The organism is Burkholderia contaminans, from assembly GCF_029633825.1.
Taxonomy (GTDB): domain Bacteria; phylum Pseudomonadota; class Gammaproteobacteria; order Burkholderiales; family Burkholderiaceae; genus Burkholderia; species Burkholderia contaminans.
Window position 1 is genome coordinate 1,614,981 of the sequence record NZ_CP090640.1, and the last position, 24,493, is coordinate 1,639,473.

General features: G+C 65.9%; 21 protein-coding genes. 19 read left to right on the top strand and 2 right to left on the bottom strand.

The genetic code is table 11. From position 1 onward, the window contains the following. Positions 1-46: 46 nt before the first annotated feature. The gene (locus tag LXE91_RS07555) at positions 47-1,720 is read left to right on the top strand and encodes a long-chain fatty acid--CoA ligase (protein ID WP_039353174.1); all 1,674 of its coding nucleotides are present in this window, start codon (positions 47-49) and stop codon (positions 1,718-1,720) included. Between the two features lie 277 nt (positions 1,721-1,997). Here LXE91_RS07555 and LXE91_RS07560 read toward each other — a convergent pair whose 3' ends face one another. Then, positions 1,998-3,149, bottom strand: a complete 1,152-nt coding sequence (locus LXE91_RS07560) for a porin (protein WP_039353171.1) — start codon at positions 3,147-3,149, stop codon at positions 1,998-2,000. A 276-nt stretch (positions 3,150-3,425) separates the two neighbouring features. On the opposite strand from LXE91_RS07560, the gene coq7 reads away from it, so the two are divergent. The 18 genes from coq7 to lpxC all read left to right on the top strand — a co-directional run bounded on the left by coq7 (position 3,426) and on the right by lpxC (position 23,796). Beyond that, complete coding sequence (gene coq7 / locus LXE91_RS07565) at positions 3,426-4,052, top strand: 2-polyprenyl-3-methyl-6-methoxy-1,4-benzoquinone monooxygenase (protein ID WP_039353168.1); 627 nt, start codon at positions 3,426-3,428, stop codon at positions 4,050-4,052. Positions 4,053-4,438: 386 nt separating this feature from the next. Further along, on the top strand, positions 4,439-4,867 hold the full coding sequence (mraZ, locus tag LXE91_RS07570; RefSeq protein ID WP_006487094.1) for a division/cell wall cluster transcriptional repressor MraZ: 429 nt from the start codon (positions 4,439-4,441) through the stop codon (positions 4,865-4,867). Between the two features lie 23 nt (positions 4,868-4,890). Continuing rightward, positions 4,891-5,832, top strand: coding sequence for a 16S rRNA (cytosine(1402)-N(4))-methyltransferase RsmH (rsmH, locus tag LXE91_RS07575; RefSeq protein WP_011350832.1), 942 nt, complete (start codon positions 4,891-4,893; stop codon positions 5,830-5,832). Then, complete coding sequence (gene ftsL, locus LXE91_RS07580) at positions 5,829-6,170, top strand: cell division protein FtsL (protein ID WP_009694564.1); 342 nt, start codon at positions 5,829-5,831, stop codon at positions 6,168-6,170. Before rsmH ends, ftsL begins: the two co-directional genes overlap by 4 nt. Beyond that, on the top strand, positions 6,167-8,014 hold the full coding sequence (locus tag LXE91_RS07585) for a peptidoglycan D,D-transpeptidase FtsI family protein (RefSeq protein ID WP_039353162.1): 1,848 nt from the start codon (positions 6,167-6,169) through the stop codon (positions 8,012-8,014). The genes ftsL and LXE91_RS07585 overlap by 4 nt, the downstream gene beginning before the upstream one ends. Further along, positions 8,011-9,549: a UDP-N-acetylmuramoyl-L-alanyl-D-glutamate--2,6-diaminopimelate ligase gene (locus LXE91_RS07590; protein ID WP_039353160.1), complete on the top strand. Its 1,539-nt coding sequence runs from the start codon at positions 8,011-8,013 to the stop codon at positions 9,547-9,549. Before LXE91_RS07585 ends, LXE91_RS07590 begins: the two co-directional genes overlap by 4 nt. After that, entirely contained in the window at positions 9,546-10,952 is a 1,407-nt protein-coding gene (locus tag LXE91_RS07595) for a UDP-N-acetylmuramoyl-tripeptide--D-alanyl-D-alanine ligase (protein WP_039353158.1), read from the top strand. Before LXE91_RS07590 ends, LXE91_RS07595 begins: the two co-directional genes overlap by 4 nt. A 16-nt stretch (positions 10,953-10,968) precedes the next feature. Further along, complete coding sequence (gene mraY, locus LXE91_RS07600; RefSeq protein WP_006477019.1) at positions 10,969-12,138, top strand: phospho-N-acetylmuramoyl-pentapeptide-transferase; 1,170 nt, start codon at positions 10,969-10,971, stop codon at positions 12,136-12,138. A gap of 28 nt (positions 12,139-12,166) precedes the next feature. After that, positions 12,167-13,681 carry a UDP-N-acetylmuramoyl-L-alanine--D-glutamate ligase gene (murD, locus tag LXE91_RS07605; RefSeq protein ID WP_039353188.1) on the top strand — a complete coding sequence of 505 codons (1,515 nt, stop codon included), beginning with the start codon at positions 12,167-12,169 and terminating at the stop codon, positions 13,679-13,681. Next, positions 13,678-14,961 (top strand): putative lipid II flippase FtsW, encoded by a 1,284-nt coding sequence (gene ftsW, locus LXE91_RS07610; protein WP_039353156.1) that lies wholly within the window; start codon positions 13,678-13,680, stop codon positions 14,959-14,961. The genes murD and ftsW overlap by 4 nt, the downstream gene beginning before the upstream one ends. 121 nt (positions 14,962-15,082) lie before the next feature. Continuing rightward, complete coding sequence (gene murG, locus LXE91_RS07615) at positions 15,083-16,186, top strand: undecaprenyldiphospho-muramoylpentapeptide beta-N-acetylglucosaminyltransferase (RefSeq protein WP_039353154.1); 1,104 nt, start codon at positions 15,083-15,085, stop codon at positions 16,184-16,186. Continuing rightward, positions 16,183-17,580, top strand: a complete 1,398-nt coding sequence (gene murC / locus LXE91_RS07620; RefSeq protein ID WP_039353153.1) for a UDP-N-acetylmuramate--L-alanine ligase — start codon at positions 16,183-16,185, stop codon at positions 17,578-17,580. The genes murG and murC overlap by 4 nt, the downstream gene beginning before the upstream one ends. A gap of 1 nt (position 17,581) precedes the next feature. After that, complete coding sequence (locus tag LXE91_RS07625) at positions 17,582-18,523, top strand: D-alanine--D-alanine ligase (protein WP_039353151.1); 942 nt, start codon at positions 17,582-17,584, stop codon at positions 18,521-18,523. Between the two features lie 19 nt (positions 18,524-18,542). Beyond that, a complete protein-coding gene (locus LXE91_RS07630; protein ID WP_039353148.1) occupies positions 18,543-19,295 on the top strand; it encodes a cell division protein FtsQ/DivIB in 753 nt (250 codons plus the stop codon). Between the two features lie 26 nt (positions 19,296-19,321). Then, positions 19,322-20,554, top strand: a complete 1,233-nt coding sequence (gene ftsA, locus LXE91_RS07635) for a cell division protein FtsA (protein WP_006487138.1) — start codon at positions 19,322-19,324, stop codon at positions 20,552-20,554. 192 nt (positions 20,555-20,746) lie between these two features. After that, positions 20,747-21,943, top strand: a complete 1,197-nt coding sequence (gene ftsZ / locus LXE91_RS07640; protein ID WP_011350843.1) for a cell division protein FtsZ — start codon at positions 20,747-20,749, stop codon at positions 21,941-21,943. A 188-nt stretch (positions 21,944-22,131) separates the two neighbouring features. Then, entirely contained in the window at positions 22,132-22,638 is a 507-nt protein-coding gene (locus LXE91_RS07645; protein WP_039353143.1) for a peroxiredoxin, read from the top strand. Positions 22,639-22,878: 240 nt separating this feature from the next. Further along, a complete protein-coding gene (lpxC, locus tag LXE91_RS07650; RefSeq protein WP_039353141.1) occupies positions 22,879-23,796 on the top strand; it encodes a UDP-3-O-acyl-N-acetylglucosamine deacetylase in 918 nt (305 codons plus the stop codon). A gap of 88 nt (positions 23,797-23,884) precedes the next feature. Here lpxC and LXE91_RS07655 read toward each other — a convergent pair whose 3' ends face one another. Further along, positions 23,885-24,361: a DciA family protein gene (locus tag LXE91_RS07655; protein WP_039353137.1), complete on the bottom strand. Its 477-nt coding sequence runs from the start codon at positions 24,359-24,361 to the stop codon at positions 23,885-23,887. Positions 24,362-24,493: the final 132 nt, after the last annotated feature.

The window sequence follows — 24,493 nt, forward strand, 5'->3', positions numbered from 1 at the left end:
TGCGTTTTAGCACGACCATTCGAAAATATGTGAGGAGACGCGCAGTATGGATAAAATTTGGCTGAAATCGTACCCACCCGGCGTTCCAGCCGAAATCGACGCGTCTCCTTATCCCTCCGTCCCCGACCTGCTCGACGAAAGCTTCCGGCAGTATCGTGACCGCACGGCATTCGTCTGCATGGGCAAGGGCATCACGTACGGCGAACTCGACAAGCTGTCGCGCCAGTTCGGCGCGTGGCTGCAATCGCGCGGGCTTGCGCGCGGGGCGCGTGTCGCGATCATGATGCCGAACGTGCTGCAGTACCCCGTGGCGATCGCCGCGATACTGCGCGCGGGCTACACCGTCGTCAACGTCAATCCGCTCTATACGCCGCGCGAGCTCGAGCATCAGCTGAAGGACAGCGGTGCGGAGGCGATCGTCATCCTCGAGAATTTCGCATCGACGCTGCAGGCCGTCATCGCGAATACGGACGTCAAGCACGTCGTCGTCGCATCGATGGGCGATCTGCTGGGCATCAAGGGATGGCTCGTCAACTACGTCGTGCGCAACGTGAAAAAGATGGTGCCTGCCTGGCAGCTGCCGTCGTTCACGCGCTTCAAGGCCGCACTGGCCGAAGGTGCGCGCCAGGCATTCAAGGCGCAGAAAATCGGCCCTGATGACGTCGCGTTCCTGCAATACACGGGCGGTACGACCGGCGTGGCGAAGGGGGCGACGCTACTGCACCGGAACATTGTGTCTAACGTGTTGCAGGCGGGCGCCTGGCATCATCCGGCTCACGAGAAGTTCCCGGAAGTGAAACAGTTCGTGACTGTTGTCGCGCTGCCGCTGTATCACGTGTTCGCGCTGACCGTTTGCGGGTTCCTGACGATGCGTACCGGTGGGATGGGCATCCTGATCCCGAATCCGCGCGACATCGCCGGCATGATCAAGGAACTGAAGGGCTACCAGATCTCGACGATCCCGGCGGTCAACACGCTGTACAACGCACTGCTGAACCACCCGGAATTCAGTCAGCTCGACCTGTCGAAGCTCGTGATCGCCAACGGCGGCGGCATGGCGATCCAGGAGGGCGTCGCGAAACGCTGGTATGAAAAGACCCACACCGCGATCATCGAAGGTTACGGGTTGTCCGAAACGTCGCCGGTGGCGACCTGCAACCCCGTGACCGCGACCGAGTACAGCGGGACGATCGGCTTGCCGCTGCCGTCGACCGAAGTGGCGATTCGCGACGACGCGGGCAACGACGTCGCGCTCGGCGAACCCGGCGAGATCTGCATACGCGGGCCGCAGGTGATGGCCGGCTACTGGAACCGGCCGGACGAAACCGCAAAGGTCATGTTCGCGGACGGCTTCTTCAAGACGGGTGACGTCGGCGTGATGGATGCGCGAGGTTACGTGAAGATCGTCGACCGGAAGAAGGACATGATCCTCGTGTCGGGCTTCAACGTGTACCCGAACGAAGTCGAGGACGTGGTGGCGTCGCATCCGGGCGTGTTCGAGGTGGCGGCGGTCGGTGTGCCCGACGAGCATTCCGGCGAAGCCGTGAAGCTGTTTGTCGTGAAGAAGGACCCGGCGCTCACCGACAAGGACATCCTTGCCTACTGCAAGGAGCGGCTCACCGGCTACAAGCGGCCGAAGCTGGTCGAGTTCCGCACGGAGCTGCCGAAAACGAACGTCGGCAAGATCCTGCGGCGCGAACTGCGCGACGGACGCGCGTAACGGCGCGGTCGATCGAATGGGAAAGCCCGGCTTGTGCCGGGTTTTTTTGTTTGCTGCGTGGCCCCGGCGAGGCTGTTTTCGAGCGACTTGGCTGCCGGAGTGGGCTTGCGGCGGCGGCAGCGCGTTTCGATGCAGCAGGGGCGGCACCGCACCCCCGAGACCAGTTTGTCGCAGCCGGGACGATTCGCCACGCTCAGGCTTTGCGGCTGCACCGGCCGGAAAAGAAAAAGGCGCCCGAAGGCGCCTTCAATATGCTGCGGCTTGTCAGACAAGCTGATTAGAACTTGTGACGGATGCCGACGCGTGCTGCGACCTGGTTGGCCGAGCTCGAGCCTGCGAGACCGTTGATCGCTGCCGTCGCCTTCAGGACGTCGCCGTTCGAGTCGAGCACGTTGCCCGATGCGTGCTGGTACACGCCGATTGCGTACACGTCCGTACGCTTCGACAGGAAGTAGTCGACGCCCAGCGAGCCCTGGTGGTACTTGGCTGCCGAGTTGCCGTCGATCTTGCTGCCTTGCGTGTAGTCGTACGCTGCGCCGAGAATCAGCGCCGGGGTCAGCTGATACTTGAAGTTGATTTCGCCGTTGTTGAACGTCGCGGTCTGGTTCACGAACGGGCCTGCGGAGAAGCCCTTGAACTTCGTGTTCGAGTACGTCGCGCCGATCGTCGCTGCGCCGAACGTGTAGGCGCCGCCGGCACCGATGACCTGGTACGTGTTCGCGTTGTTCGCGTACGCGCCGTAGATCGGCGACGAGACCGACGAAGACGCCGAGCCGTTGTTGAACATGCCGCCGAACTGGTTCGGCGTACGTGCGTTCAAGTAACCGACGCCCAAGACCAGCGGGCCGTTGTTGTAGCCTGCGCCGAGCGACCAGACCTGGTTCTTCGAGAACTGGCCTGCCTGGCCGCCGAAGCTGTACAAGCCGCCGAACGAGAAGCCGCCGTAGGTCTGGCTCGTGAACTTGACTGCGTTGTTCACGCGATACGCGTTGTTGAAGTTGTCGAGGTCACCCGGGTGAGCGGCGATGTAGCCACCCCACTGGTCGCCTGCCTCGAGCGGGCCGACGAAGTCGACGACGGAGTCGTATTGACGACCCAGCGTGACCGTACCGTACTGGCTCGACAGGCCGACGTAAGCCTGACGACCGAACATGAGGCCGCCCTGACCGAGCTTGCCGCTGTTCACGTCGAAACCGTTTTCGAGGGTGAAGATCGCCTTCAGGCCGCCACCGAGGTCTTCGGTGCCGCGCAGGCCGAAGCGGCTGCCTTGCATCACGCCGCTGGCCATGCTGTACAGGTGCTTGCCGCCCGCGTTGTTGTTGAAGAGCAGGCCTTCATCGATGATGCCGTAAAGCGTCACGCTGCTTTGCGCATGGGCAGCGCCAGCGAACGCGCCCAGCGCGACGAGCGCGAGAAGCGACTTTTTCATTAACGGATCTCCAAAATTCACTGAATTTTTCTGGCGGGGCGGATAGTTATGTTCTGTCGACTGGCCCCATCAACTTCGCAAGAAGTCGCACGTAATGTAGCAAAACCGTTTTTTGCCACAAAGCGAAATGCCGCAGCTCAAGGTCGCCATGTTTCCTTTATGCAACAATGGTTAAAATCACGGGTTAACCGCAATTTCCGCTGAATAATCAAGTCGGTTACGCAGCGGACTCGTGCCCTTGCCGCTCGCGGCAGCACCTGCAGCCAGGAGAACAGGATGGTGTTTGATGAACTGATCAGCGAATTCGATCGCGGCCTGCGATCGCTGACCGGCATTAGCCGGATGAGCCGGCCGGTGCCCGCGCCGGCAGAGGCGCCGGCCGCCGAGCTGACGCCTGCGGAGCGTACGCATGCCGCCGGGCTGATGCGCGTGAACCACGTCGGCGAGGTCTGCGCGCAGGCGCTGTATCAGGCGCAGAAACTCACGGCGCGTACGGCGTCGGCGAAGGCGATGTTCGAGGAAGCCGCCCGCGAGGAGGAAGATCATCTCGCGTGGACCGCGCATCGCTTGAAAGAGCTCGACTCGCGCCCGAGCCTGCTGAACCCGCTGTGGTATGCGGGTTCGCTCGCGATCGGCGTGGCGGCCGGCACGCTCGGCGACAAGGTCAGCCTCGGCTTCATGGCCGAGACCGAACGGCAGGTCGAAAGCCATCTCGAAGGCCACATGTCCGAACTGCCCGCGGCCGATACCGCGTCGCGTGCGATCGTCGACCAGATGCGTATCGACGAGGTGAAGCACGGCAAGGCCGCGGCCGACGCAGGCGGGATCGAGCTGCCGCTGCCCGCGCGAATGCTGATGCGCGCCGCATCGAAAGTCATGACGAGCACTGCATACTATCTGTGAGATTCGTTCCGGGGCGATGCGTGACGTCGCCCCGGTTCCCCGCCGCCGATACCGCCCGTTTATTCCTCGTTTTCCCGCCCCCGAAAGCCCCGTCCGCTCACCCGTCTGGCCCGTCTTTCTCACGTATCACCTTCACAAGTTGCACTAGCTCTTTCATTTATAACGGTTTTTAGAATGAAGGGGCGCATGAGCATGTGCGCGTAAGTCCTTGTTCTAACTAACAAAATTCGTCAAAAAAGCGGGCCGCTCCCTTGACCGTGCCACACCCTTCCTCTAAAGTGGGAGACAGTGTGAGAAAGTGTATTTTTGTGTGATTTGGCGGGCTATTCCGGCTAAATTCTGAGCATTGAGCGGGTGCTTCGGTGCCCTGAACGGGAGAGCGGAAAGTGTTCCAAGGGGCGTCGGCGCTGACGCTCGATGCGAAAGGGCGGATGTCGGTGCCGGCTCGCTATCGCGAAGCGCTGCAAGGACAGGCAGAAGGACGGGTGACTGTGACCAAGCACCCGGACGGCTGCCTGTTGCTGTTTCCGCGCCCCGAATGGGAAGTATTCCGCGCCAAGATCGCCGCGCTGCCGATGGACGCGCACTGGTGGCGGCGCATTTTTCTCGGCAATGCGATGGATGTCGATCTCGACAGCGCGGGCCGGATTCTCGTATCGCCCGAGCTGCGCATGGCAGCCGGACTGGAAAAGGAAGTCATGTTGTTGGGAATGGGTAGTCACTTCGAGCTGTGGGATTCGCAGACCTACAACGCGAAGGAGCAGGCGGCGATGGCGCAGGGCATGCCCGACGCGCTGAAGAATTTCACGTTCTGATTGCGGTGACGGAGACGCCCGCGATGGGAAACGAATTGCAGCATCGGACCGTGTTGTTGGACGAAGCGGTCGAATCGCTCGTGACGCGACCGGACGGCATTTATGTCGACGGTACGTTCGGCCGCGGCGGCCATAGCCGCGCGGTGCTCGCGCGGCTGGCGCCGGGCGGGCGGCTGATCGCGTTCGACAAGGATCCGAGGGCGATCGAGACGGCGCAGGGCATCGAGGATGCGCGCTTCTCGATCGTGCATGACAGCTTTGCATCGATGCGCGACGCGCTTGCGGCGCGTGGCGTCGAGAAGGTGTCGGGTGTGTTGCTCGACCTGGGCGTGTCCTCGCCGCAGGTGGACGATCCGGCGCGCGGCTTCAGCTTCCGCGCCGATGGTCCGCTGGACATGCGGATGGATCCGACGCGCGGCGAGTCGGCGGCGGAATGGCTTGCACGGGCTTCGGTGCAGGAATTGACGGAGGTGATACGGGATTATGGGGAAGAACGGTTTGCTTTTCAGATTGCAAAGGCGCTTGTTGCTCGCCGGGCAGAGTCCGACCGTCTTGGGCCTCTCGACACCACGGGCGAGCTTGCCCAAATCGTGGGTCACGTCGTCAAAACCCGTGAGAAGGGCAAGGATCCGGCAACCCGCACCTTTCAGGCTATACGGATTCACGTCAATCAAGAGCTTGCGGACCTGCAAGTCGTACTAGACGCGGCACTGTCGTTGCTGGAGCAAGGGGGGCGGCTGGTGGTCATCAGCTTTCATTCACTCGAGGACCGGATCGTCAAGCGATTCATGCAGGCGCACGCGAGTGCGCCTGCGGTCGATCGTCGCCTGCCGATCCGCGCCGTCGACCTCCCGAGCCCGCCGCTCAAGATCATCAGCCGCCAGTTTCCGAGTGAAGCGGAAGTCGCTGCGAATCCGCGCGCCCGCTCGGCCGTGATGCGCATTGCGGAGCGCGTCACGCCATGAGCCGCTTCAACATCTTCCTGCTGATCATCGTGATGGGTTGCGCGCTGTCGGTCGTCAATTCGACGAACCAGCAGCGCCAGATCTTCATCCAGCTGCAGCGTGCGCAGTCGCAGGAGCGTCAGCTCCAGCAGGACTACGCGCAGCTTCAATATCAGCAGAGCGCGCTGTCGAAGACGTCGCGCATCGAGCAGCTCGCGAACGATTCGCTGAAGATGCAGCCGATCACGACCGGCCGCACGCAATACCTGACGCTGCCGCCGGGCGCCGCGAAGGCGATCGATGCGCCGATCCCGGCTTCGGCGGACACGGCAGGCAAGGGCAAGGGAGGCGCGCGATGAAGCCGTCCCAGCAGCGCCAGAACGTGAAGTTCTCGTCGAGCCCCGTGCTGGGCGTGCATCTGCCGATGTGGCGCTCGAAGCTCGTCGTGTTCCTGCTGTTCATGGCGTTCGTCGCGCTGGCCGCGCGCGCGTTCTGGATCCAGGGGCCCGGCAACGCGTTCTATCGGAAGCAGGGCGAAAGCCGCTACCAGCGCACGCTGGATCTGCCGGCCACGCGTGGCAAGATTCTCGACCGTAACGGGCTCGTGCTCGCGACGAGCCTGCCCGTGCGCGCGATCTGGGCGATTCCCGACGCGGTGCCGGACGATCTCGATGCCGACAAGGTCAACCAGCTCGGCAAGCTCCTCGGCATGACGTCGAAGGAACTGCGCGTGAAGCTGTCGGAAGACAAGGGTTTCGTCTACGTGAAGCGCCAGGTGCCGATCGACGTCGCGGACAAGGTCGCCGCGCTCGACATTCCCGGCATCTACCAGCGCAACGAATACAAGCGCTTCTATCCGGAAGGCGAGATCACCGCTCACCTGATCGGCTTCACGAACGTCGAGGACGAAGGGCAGGAGGGCGTCGAGCTGGGTGACCAGAAGCTGCTGTCCGGCACGTCGGGCGTGCGTCGCGTGATCAAGGACCGGATGGGGCACATCGTCGAGGACGTCGCCGAGCAGATCCCGCCGCACAACGGCACCGACGTCGACCTGTCGATCGACAGCAAGATCCAGTACATCGCGTACGCGAACCTGAAGGCCGCCGTGGAGAAGTTCAAGGCGAAGGCCGGCGCGGCGATGGTGGTCGACGTGCGCACCGGCGAGGTGCTCGCACTCGTCAACTACCCGACGTACAACCCGAACGACCGCTCGCGCATGACGGGCGAGCAGTTGCGCAACCGGATCATGACCGACGTGTTCGAGCCGGGCTCGATCATGAAGCCGTTTACGGTATCGCTCGCGCTCGACCTGCACCGCGTGACGCCGAACACGCTCGTCGAGACGGGCAACGGGCATTTCGTGCTCGATGGTGCACCGATCACCGACGACGCGGGTTTCGGCACGCTGACGGTCGGCGGCGTGATCCAGAAGTCGAGCAACATCGGCGCGACGAAGATCGCGATGACGATGCGGCCCGAGGAAATGTGGAATATGTATACGAGCATCGGCCTCGGCCAGGCGCCGAAGGTCGGATTCCCGGGGGCGGTAGCCGGCCGCCTGCGTCCGTGGAAGAGCTGGCGCCGCATCGAGCAGGCGACGATGTCGTACGGCTACGGCCTGTCGGTGTCGCTGTTCCAGCTCGCGCGCGCCTATACGGCGATCGCGCATGACGGCGAGCTGATGCCCGTGACCATTTTCAAAACCGACCCCAACCAGCCGGTCGCGGGCACGCAGGTGTTCAACCCGACCACCGCGCGCGAAGTGCGCGCGATGCTCGAGACGGTGGTGGCGCCGGGCGGCACGTCGCCCGACGCGGCCGTGCCGGGCTATCGCGTCGGCGGCAAGAGCGGTACTGCGTACAAGCATGAAGGTCACGGCTATACGCGCAAGTACCGCGCGTCGTTCGTCGGGATGGCGCCGATGCCGAATCCGCGCATCGTCGTCGCCGTGTCGGTCGACGAGCCGACCGCCGGCAGCCACTTCGGCGGCCAGGTGTCCGGCCCCGTATTCTCGGCGATCGCCGGCGACACGATGCGTGCGCTGAACGTGCCGCCGAACATGCCGATCAAGCAGCTCGTCGTGTCTGACGATTCGCAGGCAGCACCTTCCGCGACGGGGCCGCAAAAGCTGCCCGCGGGTGGCGGTGCGAAGCATATGATCGTGTCCAGCACGACGCGTAATTCACCAGGAGTTGTTCGATGAGCGCCGCTCGCAGTTCCCATCCGGCGCATCAGCAGATCGCAGCCGCGCTTGCGTGGCTGCGTCAGCATGTGGCCCCCGCAGTGCAACTGCATGCCGACACGCGCAGCCTCGAGGCGGGCGACGTGTTTTTTGCGTATGCGGTCGACGGGGCCGACAACCGCGCATTCATTGCCGAAGCAGTCGCGCGCGGTGCGGCCGCCGTGCTGTATCAGCCGGAAGGGCTGGACGCTGCGCCGGCGGTGCCCGTCTCACTGGCCGTGCCGGCGCTCGACCAGCTCGCCGGCGAGATCGCCAGCGGCTGGTACGGCGATCCGAGCGACAGCCTGCTCACGGTAGGAGTGACCGGCACGAACGGCAAGACCTCGTGCACGCAGTGGATCGCCACCGCGCTGACGGCGCTGCACCAGCCGTGCGCGGTGATCGGCACGCTTGGCAGCGGGATGCCCGGCCAGCTCGTGCCGACGGGTTTCACGACCCCCGACGCACCGCAACTGCAGCGTAGCCTCGCGCAATTGCGCGACGCGGGCGCGAAGGCCGTGGCGATGGAGGTGTCGTCGCACGCACTGCACCAGGGGCGCGTGAACGGTACGGCCTTCGACATCGCGGTGTTTACGAACCTCACGCAGGATCACCTCGACTATCACGGCACGTTCGATGCATACGAGGCCGCGAAGGCGAAGCTGTTCGCGTGGCGCGGCCTGCGCGCGGCGGTCGTCAACCGCGACGACGCAGCCGGACAGCGCTTGCTCGAGAAACTGGCCGGCCGCGTGCGCACGATCGCGTACGGGATCGGCGACGCACCGGCACCGGACGCCGATCGCGAACTGGTCGCGCTCGACGTGCGTGCCACCACGACCGGCACGGCGTTCCGCTTGCGTTCGTCGTGGGGCGACGCGGACGTCGAGGTCGGCACGCTCGGCACGTTCAACGTCAGCAACCTGCTCGCGGTGCTCGGTTCGCTGCTCGCGACCGACGTGCCATTCGACGCGGCGCTCGCCGAAATCGCACGGCTCGAGTCCGTCAACGGCCGGATGCAGCGGCTGGGCGGCCGTCTGCAGAACGACGAACCGCTGGTCGTGATCGACTACGCACACACGCCCGACGCGCTCGAAAAGACGCTCGACGCGCTGCGCCCGATCGCTACGGCGCGCGGCGGGCGGCTCGTCTGCATGTTCGGCTGCGGAGGCGATCGCGATGCGACGAAGCGCCCGCTGATGGGCGCGATCGCGGAGCGGCTTGCCGACGAAACCGTCGTCACGAGCGACAACCCGCGCAGCGAGGATCCGCAGCGCATCATCGACCAGATCGTCGCGGGCATGACCGCGCCCGATCACGCACGCCGTATCGAGGATCGCGCGAGCGCGATCCTGCAGGCCGTGCGCGGCGCGGCACGCGAGGATGTCGTCGTGCTGGCCGGCAAGGGCCACGAGGCCACGCAGGAAATCATGGGCAAGAAGCGTACGTTCTCCGACCAGGATCACGCGCGGCTCGCGCTGGCAGCGCGCGCGACGCACGGCAAGGGAGGCGCGGAATGACGATGCTCAGTCTCGGCGAAGCCGCCCGCCTGATCCCCGGCGCGACCGTTCACGGCGACGCAGGCGTCACGTTCGACCGCGTATCGACGGACAGCCGCACGGCAGGCCCCGGCGACCTGTTCGTCGCATTGAAAGGCGAGCGCTTCGATGCGCACGACTTCCTCGGCGATGTCGCCGCGCGCGGCGCTGCGGCGGCGCTGGTCGCGCACGTGCCGGCGGGCGTCGCGATGCCGGCGATCGAAGGTGGTGAAACGCGTGCCGCGCTCGGCGCGCTTGCGCATGGCTGGCGCACACGATTCGCGCTGCCGCTCGTCGCGGTGACGGGCAGCAACGGCAAGACGACCGTCAAGGAAATGATCGCGTCGATCTTCGCGGCGGCGGTCGGCGCCGACGCGCGGCTCGCGACGGCCGGCAACCTGAACAACGATGTCGGCCTGCCGCTGACGCTGCTGCGCCTGTCGGCCGCGCATCGTCTCGCGGTGATCGAGATCGGGATGAACCACCCGGGCGAGACCGAAGTCCTCGCGCGCCTCACGGCGCCGACGGTCGCGCTCGTCAACAACGCGCAGCGCGAGCACCAGGAGTTCATGGCGACGGTCGAAGCCGTCGCGCTCGAACACGCGGCCGTGATTCACGCGTTGCCACCGGACGGCGTCGCGGTGTTCCCGGCCGACGATGCCTACGCGGGCATCTGGCGCGTCGCGGCGACCGGCAACCGGATTCTCGATTTCGCGCTGCACGATGCCGAACGGCAGACCGACGCGCAGGTCACGGGCCGCCTCCATGGAGGCGAACTCGCGATCGACACGCCCGCGGGCGCCGTCACGGTGCGGCTGCGCGCGCTCGGCGAGCACAACGCGCGCAACGCGCTGGCCGCCACGGCAGCGGCGCTGGGCGCCGGCGTTGCACTGTCGGCGATCAAGCAGGGCCTCGAATCGTTCGAACCGGTCAAAGGCCGGCTGCAGGTGAAGCAGGCGATCGCAGGCAGCCTCGCGGGGGCGACGGTCGTCGACGATACGTACAACGCGAATCCCGATTCGATGCGTGCCGCGATCGACGTGCTCGCCGCGCAACCGGCGCCGCGCGTGCTGGTGATCGGCGACATGGGCGAGGTCGGCGACGAAGGGCCGGCTTTCCATCGCGAGGTCGGTGCCTACGCGCGCGAGCGCGGGATCGACGTGCTGTTCGCGCTCGGCGAGGCGTCGCGCGATGCCTGCACGGCATACGGCGACACGGCCCGTCATTTCGACGACGTCGGCGCGCTGGTCGAGGCACTGCTCGCAGCGGGCTACGGCGCGCAGGCGACGCTGCTCGTGAAGGGCTCGCGGTACATGAAGATGGAGCGCGTGGTCGACGCGCTGACGAACCAACCCGCGGCGGGCACTGCGCCCGCTGCACACTGAGTAGAAGGAAGGAAGCATGCTGCTGGCGCTGGCGCAATGGCTGCAAGGAGACGCAAGCTTTTTGCGCTTGTTCACGTACCTCACGTTCCGTGCGGTGATGGCCACCATCACCGCGCTCGGGATCGGGCTCGTGTGCGGACCGTGGGTGATCCGCAAGCTGACGCAAATGAAGGTCGGTCAGGCCGTGCGCAAGGACGGTCCGCAGACGCACCTGGTCAAGTCCGGTACGCCGACGATGGGCGGCGTGCTGATCCTGATCGGCATCGCGGTCGCGACGTTGCTGTGGGGCGACCTGACGAACCGTTTCATCTGGATCGTGATGCTCGTCACGTTCGGTTTCGGCGTGATCGGCTGGGTCGACGATTACCGCAAGGTCGTCCACAAGGACCCACGCGGGATGTCGTCGCGCGAGAAGTATTTCTGGCAATCGGTGATCGGGCTGTTCGCGGCCGTCTACCTCGCCTTCAGCGTGTCGGAAGCGAACAACGTGCGCGTGTTCGACCTGTTCATGGCGTGGGTGAGGAGCGGCCTGTCGATGGGGCTGCCGGCACGCGCCGACCTGATGCTGCCGTTCCTGAAGTCGATCAGCTACCCGCTCGGCGTGTGGGGCTTCATCGTGCTGACGTACTTCGTGATCGTCGGCGCGAGCAACGCGGTGAACCTGACCGACGGCCTCGACGGCCTCGTGATCATGCCGGTCGTGCTGGTCGGTGCGTCGCTGGGTGTGTTCGCGTACGTGATGGGCAGCGCGGTCTATTCAAAATACCTGCTGTTCCCGCACATTCCGGGCGCGGGCGAACTGCTGATCTTCTGTTCCGCGATGGGTGGGGCAGGGCTCGCGTTCCTCTGGTACAACACGCACCCCGCGCAGGTGTTCATGGGTGACGTCGGCGCGCTGGCGCTCGGCGGCGCGCTCGGCACGGTCGCGGTGATCGTGCGCCAGGAAATCGTGCTGTTCATCATGGGCGGCATCTTCGTCGCGGAAACGCTGTCGGTGATGCTGCAGGTTTCGTGGTTCAAGTACACGAAGAAGCGCTACGGCGAAGGGCGGCGCCTGCTGAAGATGGCGCCGCTGCATCACCATTTCGAATTGTCTGGCTGGAAGGAAACGCAGGTGGTCGTGCGTTTCTGGATCATCACGCTGATGCTGTGCCTGTTCGGTCTGACCACCCTCAAGCTGCGGTAAAGGAAAGGTAACAAGGATGTCTGGCGAGATGTTTGGAGATCGGCAACGGCCGATGGTGCTCGTACTGGGGCTCGGGGAATCGGGTCTCGCGATCGCGCGATGGTGCGCGAGGCACGGGTGCCGGCTGCGTATTGCCGATACCCGCGAGGCGCCGCCGAACCTTGCCGCGCTGCAGGCCGAAGGCATCGATGCGGAATTCGTCGGCGGGGCATTCACGCCTGCGCTGCTCGACGGCGGCGTCGAGCTCGTCGGTCTGAGCCCCGGGCTGTCGCCGCTCGAACCGGCGCTCGCGGCGCTGGTCGCGGCCGCGAACGAGCGCGGCATCGCGGTGTGGGGCGAGCTGGAATTCTTCGCGCAGGCGCTGCGTGCGCTCGGCACGAGCGGCTACCAGCCGAAGGTGCTCGCAATCACGGGCACCAACGGCAAGACCACGACGACGAGCCTCACCGGCCTGCTGTGCCAGCGCTCGGGCAAGAAGGTCGCTGTCGCGGGCAACATCAGCCCCGCGATGCTCGACCGGCTCGCCGGTGCGATCGACGAAACCGCGCTGCCCGACGTGTGGGTGCTCGAACTGTCGAGCTTTCAGCTCGAGACCGCGCGCACGTTCGCGCCCGATGCGGCCGCGATCCTCAACATCACGCAGGACCACCTCGACTGGCACGGCAGCTTCGACGCGTACGCGCAGGCAAAGGGCCGGATCTTCGGCGCAACGACCACGCGCGTGCTGAACCGCGACGATGCGGCCGTGATGAAGTTCGCGCCGGCAGCCGGCGCGGCCGATGCGCCGCGCACGGTCACGTTCGGCCTGAACGAACCGGTGCAGGACGGCGACTACGGCCTGTCGCGCGACAACGGCATCGCATGGCTCGTCGAAGCGGTCGATCGCGACGCACCGGATGAAACCGCGACGACGACCCGTCGGCGCAAGCGCGATGCCGCGCATACGCCCGACATCGCGCAGAAGCGCCTGATGCCGGCCGATGCGCTGCGTATCCGCGGGCTGCACAACGCCGCGAACGCGCTGGCCGCGTTCGCGCTCGCACGCGCGATCGACCTGCCGGCCGCGCCGCTGCTGCACGCGCTGCGCGAGTATCGCGGCGAGGCGCATCGCGTCGAAGTGATCGCGACGATCGACGACGTCGACTACGTCGACGACAGCAAGGGCACGAACGTCGGCGCGACGGTTGCCGCGCTCGACGGGCTTGCGCAGAAGATCGTGCTGATCGCCGGCGGCGACGGCAAGGGGCAGGATTTCGCACCGCTGGTCGCGCCGGTCGCGCGCTGGTGCCGTGCGGTGATGCTGATCGGCCGCGATGCGCCGGCGATCCGCGACACGCTCGCCGAAACGGGCGTGCCGCTCGCCGACCACGCGACGCTCGAAGGCGCGGTGCACGCGGCGGCCGAGCTGGCCGAGCCGGGCGATGCGGTGCTGCTGTCGCCCGCATGCGCGAGTCTCGACATGTTCAGGAACTACGCCCATCGCGCGGATGTGTTCCGCGCGGCGGTCGACGAAATCGCCATCGACAAAGGAGCGACGCCATGAGCTGGTCCGATCGCCTCGTCTCCCGTTTCAACGATCGTCGCGACACCGGCGGCAACGCTGCGGGCGGCCGCGTCGCGTCCGCCACGCGCGGCGCGACGGGCGGCCTCTCGAGCGTCGTCAACGGCGTGCGCCCGAGCCGTTCGCGGATGCTCGACTTCGACTACTCGCTGTTGTGGGTCGCAATCGCGCTGCTCGGGCTCGGCGTGGTGATGGTGTATTCGGCGTCGATCGCGATGCCCGATTCGCCGAAATACGCGTCGTATCACGATTACGCGTTCCTGATGCGCCACTGCATCTCGCTCGCCGTCGCGTTCATCGCGGCAGTGATTGCGTTCCGCGTGCCGGTGTCGACGTGGGACAAATACGCGCCGCAACTCTTCCTGATCGCGCTCGTCGGCCTCGTGATCGTGCTGATTCCGCACGTCGGCAAGGGCGTGAACGGTGCGCGCCGCTGGATTCCGCTCGGCATCACGAACATGCAGCCGTCGGAAATCATGAAGCTCGCGGTGACGATCTACGCGGCGAACTACACGGTGCGCAAGCAGGAATACATGCAGAGCTTCGCCAAGGGCTTCCTGCCGATGGCGTTCGCGGTCGGCCTGGTCGGGGCGCTGCTGCTGCTCGAGCCGGACATGGGCGCGTTCATGGTGGTCGCGGCGATCGCGATGGGCGTGCTGTTCCTCGGCGGCGTGAACGGCAAGCTGTTCGGCGGCCTCGTCGCGACCGCAATCGGCACCTTCACGATGCTGGTGTGGCTGTCGCCGTGGCGTCGCGAGCGGATCTTCGCGTACCTTGATCCGTGGGACGAGCGTTACGCGCAGGGCAAGGCGTATCAGCTCACGCACTCGCTGATCGCATTCGGCCGCGGCGAGTGGTTCGGCGTCGGCCTCGGCGGCAGCGTCGAGAAGCTGAACTACCTGCCGGAAGCGCATACCGACTTCATCCTCGCGGTGATCGGCGAGGAGCTCGGTTTCGTCGGCGTGCTGGTCGTGATCCTGCTGTTCTACTGGATCGTGCGCCGTGCGTTCGAGATCGGGCGTCAGGCGCTGGCACTCGATCGCACGTTCGCGGGCCTGATGGCGAAGGGCATCGGCATCTGGTTCGGCGCGCAGACCTTCATCAACATGGGCGTGAACCTCGGGCTGCTGCCGACCAAGGGCCTGACGCTGCCGCTCGTGAGCTATGGCGGCTCGGGCATTCTGCTGAACTGCGTCGCGCTCGCGGTGCTGCTGCGGGTCGACTATGAAAATCGCGTACTGATGCGGGGAGGGAAGGTATGACCTCTCCGCGTCAGTACGCGATTTCGGTGAAGGCTAACTTCGTGCGCGAAGCGCGCGAAGTTAAGCGAAGCGGCCGTAGCCAAAATATTCGTTCACTCTTGCTGATGCGGGGAGGGAAGGTATGACCGCGTCGCAACGCACGCTGATGGTGATGGCAGGCGGCACCGGGGGCCATGTGTTCCCGGGGCTCGCGGTCGCTCACCGGATGGAAGCGGCGGGCTGGCGCGTCGTGTGGCTCGGCAATCCGGCCGGGATGGAAGCGACGCTCGTGCCGAAGCACGGCATTCCGATGGAATACGTGCGGTTCGGCGGACTACGCGGCAAGGGCCTGAAGACCAAGCTGACGCTGCCGTTCAACCTGCTGCGCGCATGCGGGCAGAGTCTGGCCGCGCTGCGCCGCGTGCGGCCCGACGTCGTGCTCGGGATGGGCGGCTACATCACGTTCCCGGCGGGCGTGATGACCGCGCTGTCGGGCCGTCCGCTCGTGCTGCATGAACAGAATTCGATCGCGGGCCTGACGAACAAGGTGCTCGCGAAATTCGCGAAACGCGTGCTCGTCGCGTTCCCCGGTGCGCTGCCGCACGCGGAATGGACGGGTAACCCGATTCGCGCGGAACTTGCCGGCACGGAAGCGCCCAAAGCACGCTATGCGTCGCGCAGCGGCCCGCTGAACGTGCTGGTCGTCGGCGGCAGCCTCGGTGCGGCCGCGCTGAACGAAGTGGTGCCGCGCGCGCTGGCGATGCTGGCGCCGGGCGAACGCCCGCGCATCGTGCACCAGGCCGGCGCGAAGCACATCGAAGCATTGAAGGCGAATTACGAAGCGGCCGGTTTCGCGGCCGGCGAAGACGTGCGGCTCGTGCCGTTCATCGACGACATGGCGGCCGCGTATGCGGCGGCGGATCTCGTGATCTGCCGGTCGGGCGCGATGACGGTGTCGGAGATCGCGGCGGTGGGCGTGGCGGCGCTGTTCGTGCCGTTCCCGTACGCGGTCGACGATCATCAGACGAGCAACGCCGCGTTCCTCGCCGATGCGGGCGCGGCCGTGCTGGTGCAACAACGCGACCTGTCGGCGGAACTGCTCGCCGACTGGCTGCGCGGCCAGTCGCGGGCATCGCTCGCGGACATGGCGGAACGTTCGCGCTCGCTGGCGAAGCCCGAGGCCACCGACGAAGTCGCGCGCGTGTGCGCGAAGGCGGCCGGCGCGAACCTGGAAGAACTGCAATGAAACACATCGTCAAACACATTCATTTCGTCGGGATCGGCGGCGCGGGCATGAGCGGCATCGCCGAAGTGCTCGTCAACCTCGGCTACGAGGTCAGCGGCTCGGACCTGTCGCGCAACGCAGTGACGGATCGTCTGCAGGCGCTCGGCGCCCGGATCGCGATCGGCCACGACGCGGCGAACATCGAGGGCGCGAACGCGGTCGTCGTGTCGACGGCCGTGCGTTCGGACAACCCGGAAGTGCTGGCCGCGCGCGCGCAGCGCGTGCCGATCGTGCAGCGGGCGGTGATGCTGGCGGAGCTGATGCGCCTGAAGCAGGGCATCGCGATTGCGGGCACCCACGGCAAGACCACGACGACGAGCCTCGTCGCGAGCGTGCTCGCGGCGGGCGGGCTCGATCCGACCTTCGTGATCGGCGGGCGGCTGATCAGCGCCGGCGCGAACGCGCGGCTCGGCACGGGCGACTTCATCGTCGCCGAGGCCGACGAGTCGGACGCGTCGTTCCTGAACCTGTATCCGGTGATCGAAGTCATCACGAACATCGACGCCGACCACATGGACACCTACGGCCACGATTTCGCGCGGCTCAAGCAGGCGTTCATCGAATTCACGCAGCGCCTGCCGTTCTACGGCAGCGCGGTCGTGTGCGTCGACGATCCGAACGTGCGGCAGATCATCCCGTTCATCTCGAAGCCGGTCGTGCGCTACGGGCTGTCGCCGGACGCGCAGGTGCGCGCCGAAGACATCGATGCGCGCGACGGCCGCATGCATTTCACGGTGATCCGCGAAGGGCGCGCGCCGCTGGCGGTCGTGCTGAACATGCCGGGCCTGCACAACGTGCAGAACGCGCTCGCGGCGATTGCGATCGCGACCGATCTCGGCGTGTCGGACGACGCGATCCAGCTGGCGCTGGCGGAATTCAACGGTGTCGGCCGGCGCTTCCAGCGCTACGGCGAAGTGCCGACCGCGGACGGCGGCCACTACACGCTGATCGACGACTACGGCCATCACCCGGTCGAGATGGCCGCGACGATCGCGGCCGCGCGCGGCGCGTTCCCGGGCCGCCGCCTCGTGCTGGCGTTCCAGCCGCACCGCTACACGCGCACCCGCGACTGCTTCGACGATTTCGTCAACGTGCTGTCGACGGTCGACGCGCTGGTGCTGACGGAAGTCTACGCGGCGGGCGAGGCGGCGATCTCGACCGCCAACGGCGACGCGCTGTCGCGTGCGCTGCGCGCGGTGGGGAAGGTTGACCCGGTGTTCGTCGCGACGGTCGACGACGTGCCGGACGCATTGGCGAAGGTCGCGCAGAACGGCGACGTGGTGATCACGATGGGCGCGGGTTCGATCGGCGGCGTGCCGGCGAAGGTTGCGCAGCACACTCAACAGAAGGCATGACATGAGCGGGATTGATCCGAAACGTTTCGGCAAGGTGGCGGTGTTGTTCGGCGGTGAGTCCTCGGAGCGCGAGGTGTCGCTCACGTCGGGCAAGCTCGTGCTGCAGGGCCTGCGCGACGCGGGCATCGACGCGCACCCGTTCGATCCGGCCGAGCGCCCGCTGTCGGCGCTGAAGGACGAAGGGTTCGTGCGCGCGTTCAACGCACTGCATGGCGGCTACGGCGAGAACGGCCAGATCCAGGGCGCGCTCGATTTCTACGGCATTCGCTACACGGGCAGCGGCGTGCTCGGATCGGCGCTCGGCCTCGACAAGTTCCGCACGAAGCTCGTGTGGCAGCAGACGGGCGTGCCGACGCCGCCGTTCGAGACGGTGCTGCGCGGCGATGATCTCGCGGCGCGCGCGACGGACATCGTCGCGAAGCTCGGCCTGCCGCTGTTCGTGAAGCCGGCGAGCGAAGGCTCGAGCGTGGCGGTGCTGAAGGTGAAGACGGCCGACGCGTTGCCCGCTGCGCTCGCGGAAGCCGCAAAGCATGACCCGATCGTGATCGTCGAGAAGAGCATCGAGGGCGGCGGCGAGTACACCGCCTGCATCGCCGGCGATCTCGACCTGCCGGTGATCAAGATCGTGCCGGCCGGCGAGTTCTACGACTATCACGCGAAGTACGTCGCCGACGACACGCAATACCTGATTCCGTGCGGGCTGCCCGCCGACAAGGAAGCGGAGCTCAAGCGCGTCGCGCGCCGGGCGTTCGACGTGCTCGGCTGCACCGACTGGGGCCGCGCGGATTTCATGCTGGATGCGGCCGGCAATGCGTATTTCCTGGAAGTGAACACGGCCCCCGGGATGACCGACCACTCGCTGCCGCCGAAGGCCGCGCGCGCGGTCGGCATCAGCTATTCGGAGCTGGTCGTTAAGGTGCTGTCGCTCACGCTCAACGACTGACGCAGGAACGGAACGACGTATGTGGAACAACGTTCGCCAACTCAACCTTGCCGCCAGCGCGCTGTACGCGCTGTTGCTGCTCGTGTTGGCGGCGGCCGGTTGCTACTGGCTGATCCAGCGCCCGACGTTTGCGCTGCGGGAAATCCGGATCGACGGCGACACCGAGCACATCAATTCCCCGACGGTTCGCGCGGGCGTGGTCGGCCGGCTGAAGGGCAATTTCTTCACGGTCGATCTCGACGCCGCGCGCGCCGCGTTCGAGCAGATGCCCTGGGTGCGCCATGCGAGCGTGCGCCGGGTGTGGCCGAATGCGCTGGCTGTCACGCTCGAGGAGTACAAACCGCTCGGGACCTGGGGCAGCGACCAGCTCGTGAGCGTCGATGGCGAGCTGTTCACCGCGAACCAGGGCGAGCTGGAGCAGGAACTGCCGGCGTTCGACGGCCCGGAGGGCAGTGCGAAGGAAGTCGTCACGCGGTATCGCGACTTCGGGAAATGGTTTGCGCCGCTGAAGGCGGAGCCGGAAGAAGTGACGCTGTCGGCGCGGTACGCGTGGACGGTGAAGCTGTCGAACGGCATGCAGGTCGAGCTGGGCAAGGAACGCAACAGCGAGTCGCTGCATGACCGGAGCCAGCGCCTGGTGGCCGCATGGCCGGCCGTCACGGAGCGCTGGGGCAACGACATCGAGTACGCGGACCTGCGCTATCCGAACGGATTCGCGATTCGCGCGGCAGGCATGCGGTTCCTGACCGATACCGACAAGCGCAAGAAGTAACGAGAGATCACACGTAAGAGCACTTTATGAGCAAAGACTACAAGGATCTGCTGGTTTCCCTCGACATCGGCACGTCGAAGGTGGTGGCCATCGTCGCCGAGCTGAAGGGCGAAGGCCACTATGAGGTGATCGGTCTCGGCCAGAGCGAGTCGAAGGGTCTGAAGAAAGGCGTGGTGGTCAACATCGAGGCCACCGTGCAGTCGATCCAGCGCGCGCTCGAGGAAGCCGAGCTGATGGCCGACTGCAAGATCACCAACGTGTTCACGGGGATCGCGGGCAGCCACATCCGCAGCTTCAACTCGAGCGGGATGGTCGCGATCAAGGACAAGGAAGTCACGCAGACGGACGTCGCGCGCGTGATCGAGACCGCGAAGGCGATCAACATCCCGACCGACCAGCAGGTGCTGCACATCCTCACGCAGGAATTCATCATCGACGGCCAGGAAGACGTACGCGAGCCGATCGGGATGAGCGGCATCCGGCTGGAAGTGAAGGTGCACATCGTGACGGGCGCGGTGAGCGCCGCGCAGAACATCGTCAAGTGCGTGCGCCGCTGCGGGCTCGAAGTGAACGACCTGATCCTGCAGCCGCTCGCGTCGTCGCTGGCCGTGCTGACGGAAGACGAGAAGGATCTCGGCGTGGTGCTGGTCGACATCGGCGGCGGCACGACGGATATCGCGATCTTCGCGGAAGGCGCGATCCGCCACACCGCGGTGATTCCGATCGCCGGCGACCAGATCACGAGCGACATCGCGATGGCGCTGCGCACGCCGACGCCGGATGCGGAAGACATCAAGGTCGGCTACGGGATCGCGAAGCAGGCGCTCGCCGATCCGGACGAAATGGTGGAAGTGCCGGGCCTCGGCGAACGCGGCCCGCGCACGCTGTCGCGCCAGGCGCTGGCAGCCGTGATCGAGCCGCGCGTCGAGGAGCTGTTCTCGCTCGTGCAGCAGGTCGTGCGCGAGTCGGGATACGAAGAACTCCTGAGCTCCGGCGTGGTCATTACCGGCGGCGCTTCGATGATGCCGGGCATGGTCGAGCTCGGCGAAGACATTTTCCTGAAACCGGTGCGCATCGGCGCGCCGGAATATGCAGGCGGCCTTTCCGACGTCGTGCGCAATCCGCGCTACTCGACGGCGATGGGGCTGCTCGTCGAAGGCAGTGCCCAGCGCATGCGCGGCCGCAAGGTCGCCGTGCAGTCCGGCAACGCGGGACAGGTGTTCTCGCGGATGAAGGAATGGTTCCTGAGCAATTTTTGAGTACCCCCACGGCTCGGCACGCCGAGCCTGCCCCCGAGGGGGCCAAGAAAACCGGGGGCGGCCCGGTGTTTTCTTGGGGACGAACCGAATCGAAATTCGCGCTGGTGCCGGCGGCTGGCGCGCGACAGGGGGTTGCCCGATCTCCTGCCGAATAACGGCCGAGTAGCAGTCATTCTCTTGACGGAGGCAACAATGGAATTCGAAATGCTGGAAACCGAGACCAACGGCACCATCATCAAGGTGGTCGGCGTTGGCGGCGCTGGCGGCAATGCCGTCCAGCACATGATCAACCGCGGCGTGCAGGGCGTCGACTTCATCGTGATGAACACGGATGCACAGGCGCTGTCGCGTTCGCGCGCATCGTCGGTGATCCAGCTCGGCAACACGGGCCTGGGCGCTGGTGCGAAGCCGGAAATGGGCCGTGCGGCAGCGGAAGAAGCGCGTGAGCGTATCGCCGACGCACTGCGCGGCGCGCACATGGTGTTCATCACGGCCGGCATGGGTGGTGGCACGGGCACGGGCGCGGCACCGGTGGTCGCGCAGATCGCGAAGGAGATGGGCATCCTGACGGTGGGTGTCGTCAGCAAGCCGTTCGAATTCGAAGGCGGCAAGCGCATGCGCGTCGCTGAAGCAGGATCGCAGCAACTGGAGGATCACGTCGACTCGCTGATCGTCGTGCTGAACGACAAGCTGTTCGACGTGATGGGCGACGACGCCGAGATGGACAAGTGCTTCCAGTGCGCGGACGACGTGTTGAACAACGCGGTCGCGGGCATCGCCGAAATCATCAATGTCGATGGCCTCGTGAACGTCGACTTCGAAGACGTGAAGACGGTGATGGGCGAGCAGGGCAAGGCGATGATGGGCACGGCGACGGTCGCCGGCGTCGATCGCGCACGCCTCGCGGCGGAACAGGCCGTGGCGAGCCCGCTGCTCGAGGGCGTCGATCTGTCGGGCGCGCGCGGCGTGCTGGTCAACATCACGTCGAGCCGTTCGCTGCGCCTGTCGGAAACGCGTGAAGTGATGAACACGATCAAGAGCTACGCGGCGGAAGATGCGACGGTGATCTTCGGTGCGGTGTACGACGACGCGATGGGCGATGCACTGCGCGTGACGGTCGTGGCGACGGGTCTGGGCCGTGCGGCGAAGAAGCAGCAGTCGGCACCGATGACGCTGCTGCGCACGGGTACGGACAACCAGCCGGTCAGCGCGGTTTCGCACGGCTACGCTCCGACGCATCACGTCAGCACGGCAGACTACGGCGCGCTCGATACGCCGGCGGTGTGGCGCAATTCGCGCGAAACCGCGGCATCGCACGTGCAGGCGCTGCAGGAGAAGGGGGTCGACACGTACGACATCCCGGCTTTCCTGCGCAAGCAGGCTGACTGACGCAAACACAGGCGAAGCCGCGGCGAATCTGCCGCGGTATCGCCGGCGTGACGGATGCTACGGACCACGACAGGCCGCGTCGGCTGCGACGCCGGGCCGGGAAACGTGCCCTCTCCGCACAAGCGGGGCGGGATGGACCGTGCTGTCCGCGACACGCTGAAAAACCGTATCGCTATGAGGGACCAGCCATGATTCAAGTGGGCGACGCGCTGCCCGACGCGCAACTGTTCGAGTACATCGACGACGCGCGCGAAGGGTGCACGCTGGGGCCGAATGCCTTCAGCGTGCGCGACCAGGTTGCGGGAAAGCGGGTGGTGATCTTCGGATTGCCGGGCGCTTTCACGCCGACCTGCTCGGCGCAGCATGTGCCGGGCTACGTCGAACACGCCGGGCAATTGCGCGCGGCGGGCATCGACGAGATCTGGTGCGTGTCCGTCAACGACGCATTCGTGATGGGCGCATGGGGACGTGATCTGCACACCGCGGGCAAGGTGCGCATGATGGCGGACGGCAGCGCGGCTTTCACTCATGCGCTGGGGCTGACGCAGGATTTGTCCGCGCGTGGCATGGGAATTCGTTCCCTGCGCTACGCGATGGTGATTGACGGCGGTGTGGTCAAGACGCTGGCCGTCGAGGCGCCGGGCAAATTCGAAGTGAGCGATGCGGCGAGTGTTCTCGCGACGTTGACGTCCTGATCGTGCGGTGCGCCGTTGCCTTCCGGCAACGCTGCTCACCGGCCTCAGGGCAGTTGTAACACGGGCTGATGACCGGAAACGCCTCCGTTCCGGGCATCGGCCCGTCCCGTATCGGCGCGGGTAAACAGTCGAAACAGATTGATACGCAGTTTCAAACTACGCTGAATAGGGAATTACGCTATAATCTCCCCTATCGAATATAACTCCTGATTGATATCTTCAATCACGACGAAGAACATCATGCTGAAGCAGCGCACCATCAAGTCCATCGTGAAGACCGTGGGTATCGGTGTCCACTCGGGCCGCAAGATCGAGCTGACGCTCCGTCCTGCCGCACCGGGCACGGGCATCGTCTTCTCGCGCGTCGACCTTCCCACGCCCGTCGATATTCCCGCCGCGGCGACGTCGATCGGCGATACGCGGCTCGCGTCGGTGCTGCAGAAGGATGGCGTGCGCGTGTCGACCGTCGAGCACCTGATGTCGGCATGTGCCGGCCTCGGTATCGACAACCTCTATGTCGACGTGACGGCCGAGGAAATCCCGATCATGGACGGCAGCGCGGCGACCTTCGTGTTCCTGATCCAGTCTGCCGGGATCGAGGAGCAGAACGCGCCGAAGCGCTTCGTCAAGGTGAAGAAAACGGTCGAAATCCGTGACGGCGACAAGTTCGCGCGTCTCGATCCGTACTTCGGTTTCAAGCTGAAATTCTCGATCGACTTCCGTCACCCGGCCGTCGACAAGACCGGTCAGGAGCTCGAGGTCGATTTCGCGAATACCTCGTATGTGCGCGAGATTGCGCGTGCACGCACGTTCGGCTTCGCACATGAAGCCGAGATGCTGCGCGAGATGGGTCTCGCCCGCGGCGGCAGCATGGAAAACGCGATCGTCCTCGACGAGTACCGCATCCTGAACAACGACGGGCTGCGCTACGACGACGAGTTCGTGAAGCACAAGATGCTCGACGCGATCGGCGACCTTTACGTGATCGGCCATCCGCTGCTGGCGTCGTACACGGCGTACAAGTCGGGCCATGGCCTGAACAACGCGCTGCTGCGCGAATTGCTCGCCAACGAAGATGCGTACGAGATCGTCACGTTCGACGATCCGCAAACCGCACCGAAGGGCTTCGCGTTCGACATGCAGACGGCCTTCGCCTGACCTGCGTTCCGCGCAAGCAATAAAAAAGCAGCCTTCGGGCTGCTTTTTTGTTGGCCGGGCCACCCGGCGCTGCCGGCGACGCGCGCCGTCAGCGCGGCTTCGCGCCATGCCGGGCCGCCATCCGCGCGAGCGCGTCCTGCAGCGGTGACGGTTCGAGATGATCGGCCAGGTCGCGCAACGCGGCCGCGCCGACCGACGTCATCCGCGCCTGCTTCACGTGGGGCGGCTCCGGCGCATCCTTCGGGCGCACGCGTACGCGCAGCGTCGAGACCGGCCAGCCCCGTTTTTGCAGATCGCCGAGCAACCGCGGTTCGACCTGTCGCAGCCGAGCGGCCAACGCGTTGTGCGCAGCAAAGAGGGTCAGGGTGCCGTCCTTGATGAAGCCCGGTTCGACATGATTCGCAAGATAGTCGGGCAGGAGCGCGGCAAGGTCGCGCTGCAGCGATGCGATCTGTTCGACGCCGGCGCGCAGCGCCGCGAACGCGTCGGTGCGGCCGAGCACTTCGGACACGGGTTGCGGGCGATATGGGGCGAGCGGGCCGAAACGCTTGGAAAATCGGTTCATCGAGACATTCTTCGGGCGCGCACGCGCGCGGACGTTGACGCCGATTGTACCCGCGCGGGCCCGTGCACGGGCGGCTTTCGCCCCGTTGGCCCGGCCGTCTGCGCGCAGTGCCCGTCCGCCCGAGACACGGGC

Coding starts and splice junctions, on each gene's coding strand:
- LXE91_RS07555 (WP_039353174.1), top strand. CDS start 47: ATGGATAAAATTTGGCTGAAATCGTACCCACCCGGCGTTCCAGCCGAA.
- LXE91_RS07560 (WP_039353171.1), bottom strand. CDS start 3,149: ATGAAAAAGTCGCTTCTCGCGCTCGTCGCGCTGGGCGCGTTCGCTGGC.
- coq7 (WP_039353168.1), top strand. CDS start 3,426: ATGGTGTTTGATGAACTGATCAGCGAATTCGATCGCGGCCTGCGATCG.
- rsmH (WP_011350832.1), top strand. CDS start 4,891: ATGGGAAACGAATTGCAGCATCGGACCGTGTTGTTGGACGAAGCGGTC.
- ftsL (WP_009694564.1), top strand. CDS start 5,829: ATGAGCCGCTTCAACATCTTCCTGCTGATCATCGTGATGGGTTGCGCG.
- LXE91_RS07585 (WP_039353162.1), top strand. CDS start 6,167: ATGAAGCCGTCCCAGCAGCGCCAGAACGTGAAGTTCTCGTCGAGCCCC.
- LXE91_RS07590 (WP_039353160.1), top strand. CDS start 8,011: ATGAGCGCCGCTCGCAGTTCCCATCCGGCGCATCAGCAGATCGCAGCC.
- LXE91_RS07595 (WP_039353158.1), top strand. CDS start 9,546: ATGACGATGCTCAGTCTCGGCGAAGCCGCCCGCCTGATCCCCGGCGCG.
- mraY (WP_006477019.1), top strand. CDS start 10,969: ATGCTGCTGGCGCTGGCGCAATGGCTGCAAGGAGACGCAAGCTTTTTG.
- murD (WP_039353188.1), top strand. CDS start 12,167: ATGTTTGGAGATCGGCAACGGCCGATGGTGCTCGTACTGGGGCTCGGG.
- ftsW (WP_039353156.1), top strand. CDS start 13,678: ATGAGCTGGTCCGATCGCCTCGTCTCCCGTTTCAACGATCGTCGCGAC.
- murG (WP_039353154.1), top strand. CDS start 15,083: ATGACCGCGTCGCAACGCACGCTGATGGTGATGGCAGGCGGCACCGGG.
- murC (WP_039353153.1), top strand. CDS start 16,183: ATGAAACACATCGTCAAACACATTCATTTCGTCGGGATCGGCGGCGCG.
- LXE91_RS07625 (WP_039353151.1), top strand. CDS start 17,582: ATGAGCGGGATTGATCCGAAACGTTTCGGCAAGGTGGCGGTGTTGTTC.
- LXE91_RS07630 (WP_039353148.1), top strand. CDS start 18,543: ATGTGGAACAACGTTCGCCAACTCAACCTTGCCGCCAGCGCGCTGTAC.
- ftsA (WP_006487138.1), top strand. CDS start 19,322: ATGAGCAAAGACTACAAGGATCTGCTGGTTTCCCTCGACATCGGCACG.
- ftsZ (WP_011350843.1), top strand. CDS start 20,747: ATGGAATTCGAAATGCTGGAAACCGAGACCAACGGCACCATCATCAAG.
- LXE91_RS07645 (WP_039353143.1), top strand. CDS start 22,132: ATGATTCAAGTGGGCGACGCGCTGCCCGACGCGCAACTGTTCGAGTAC.
- lpxC (WP_039353141.1), top strand. CDS start 22,879: ATGCTGAAGCAGCGCACCATCAAGTCCATCGTGAAGACCGTGGGTATC.
- LXE91_RS07655 (WP_039353137.1), bottom strand. CDS start 24,361: ATGAACCGATTTTCCAAGCGTTTCGGCCCGCTCGCCCCATATCGCCCG.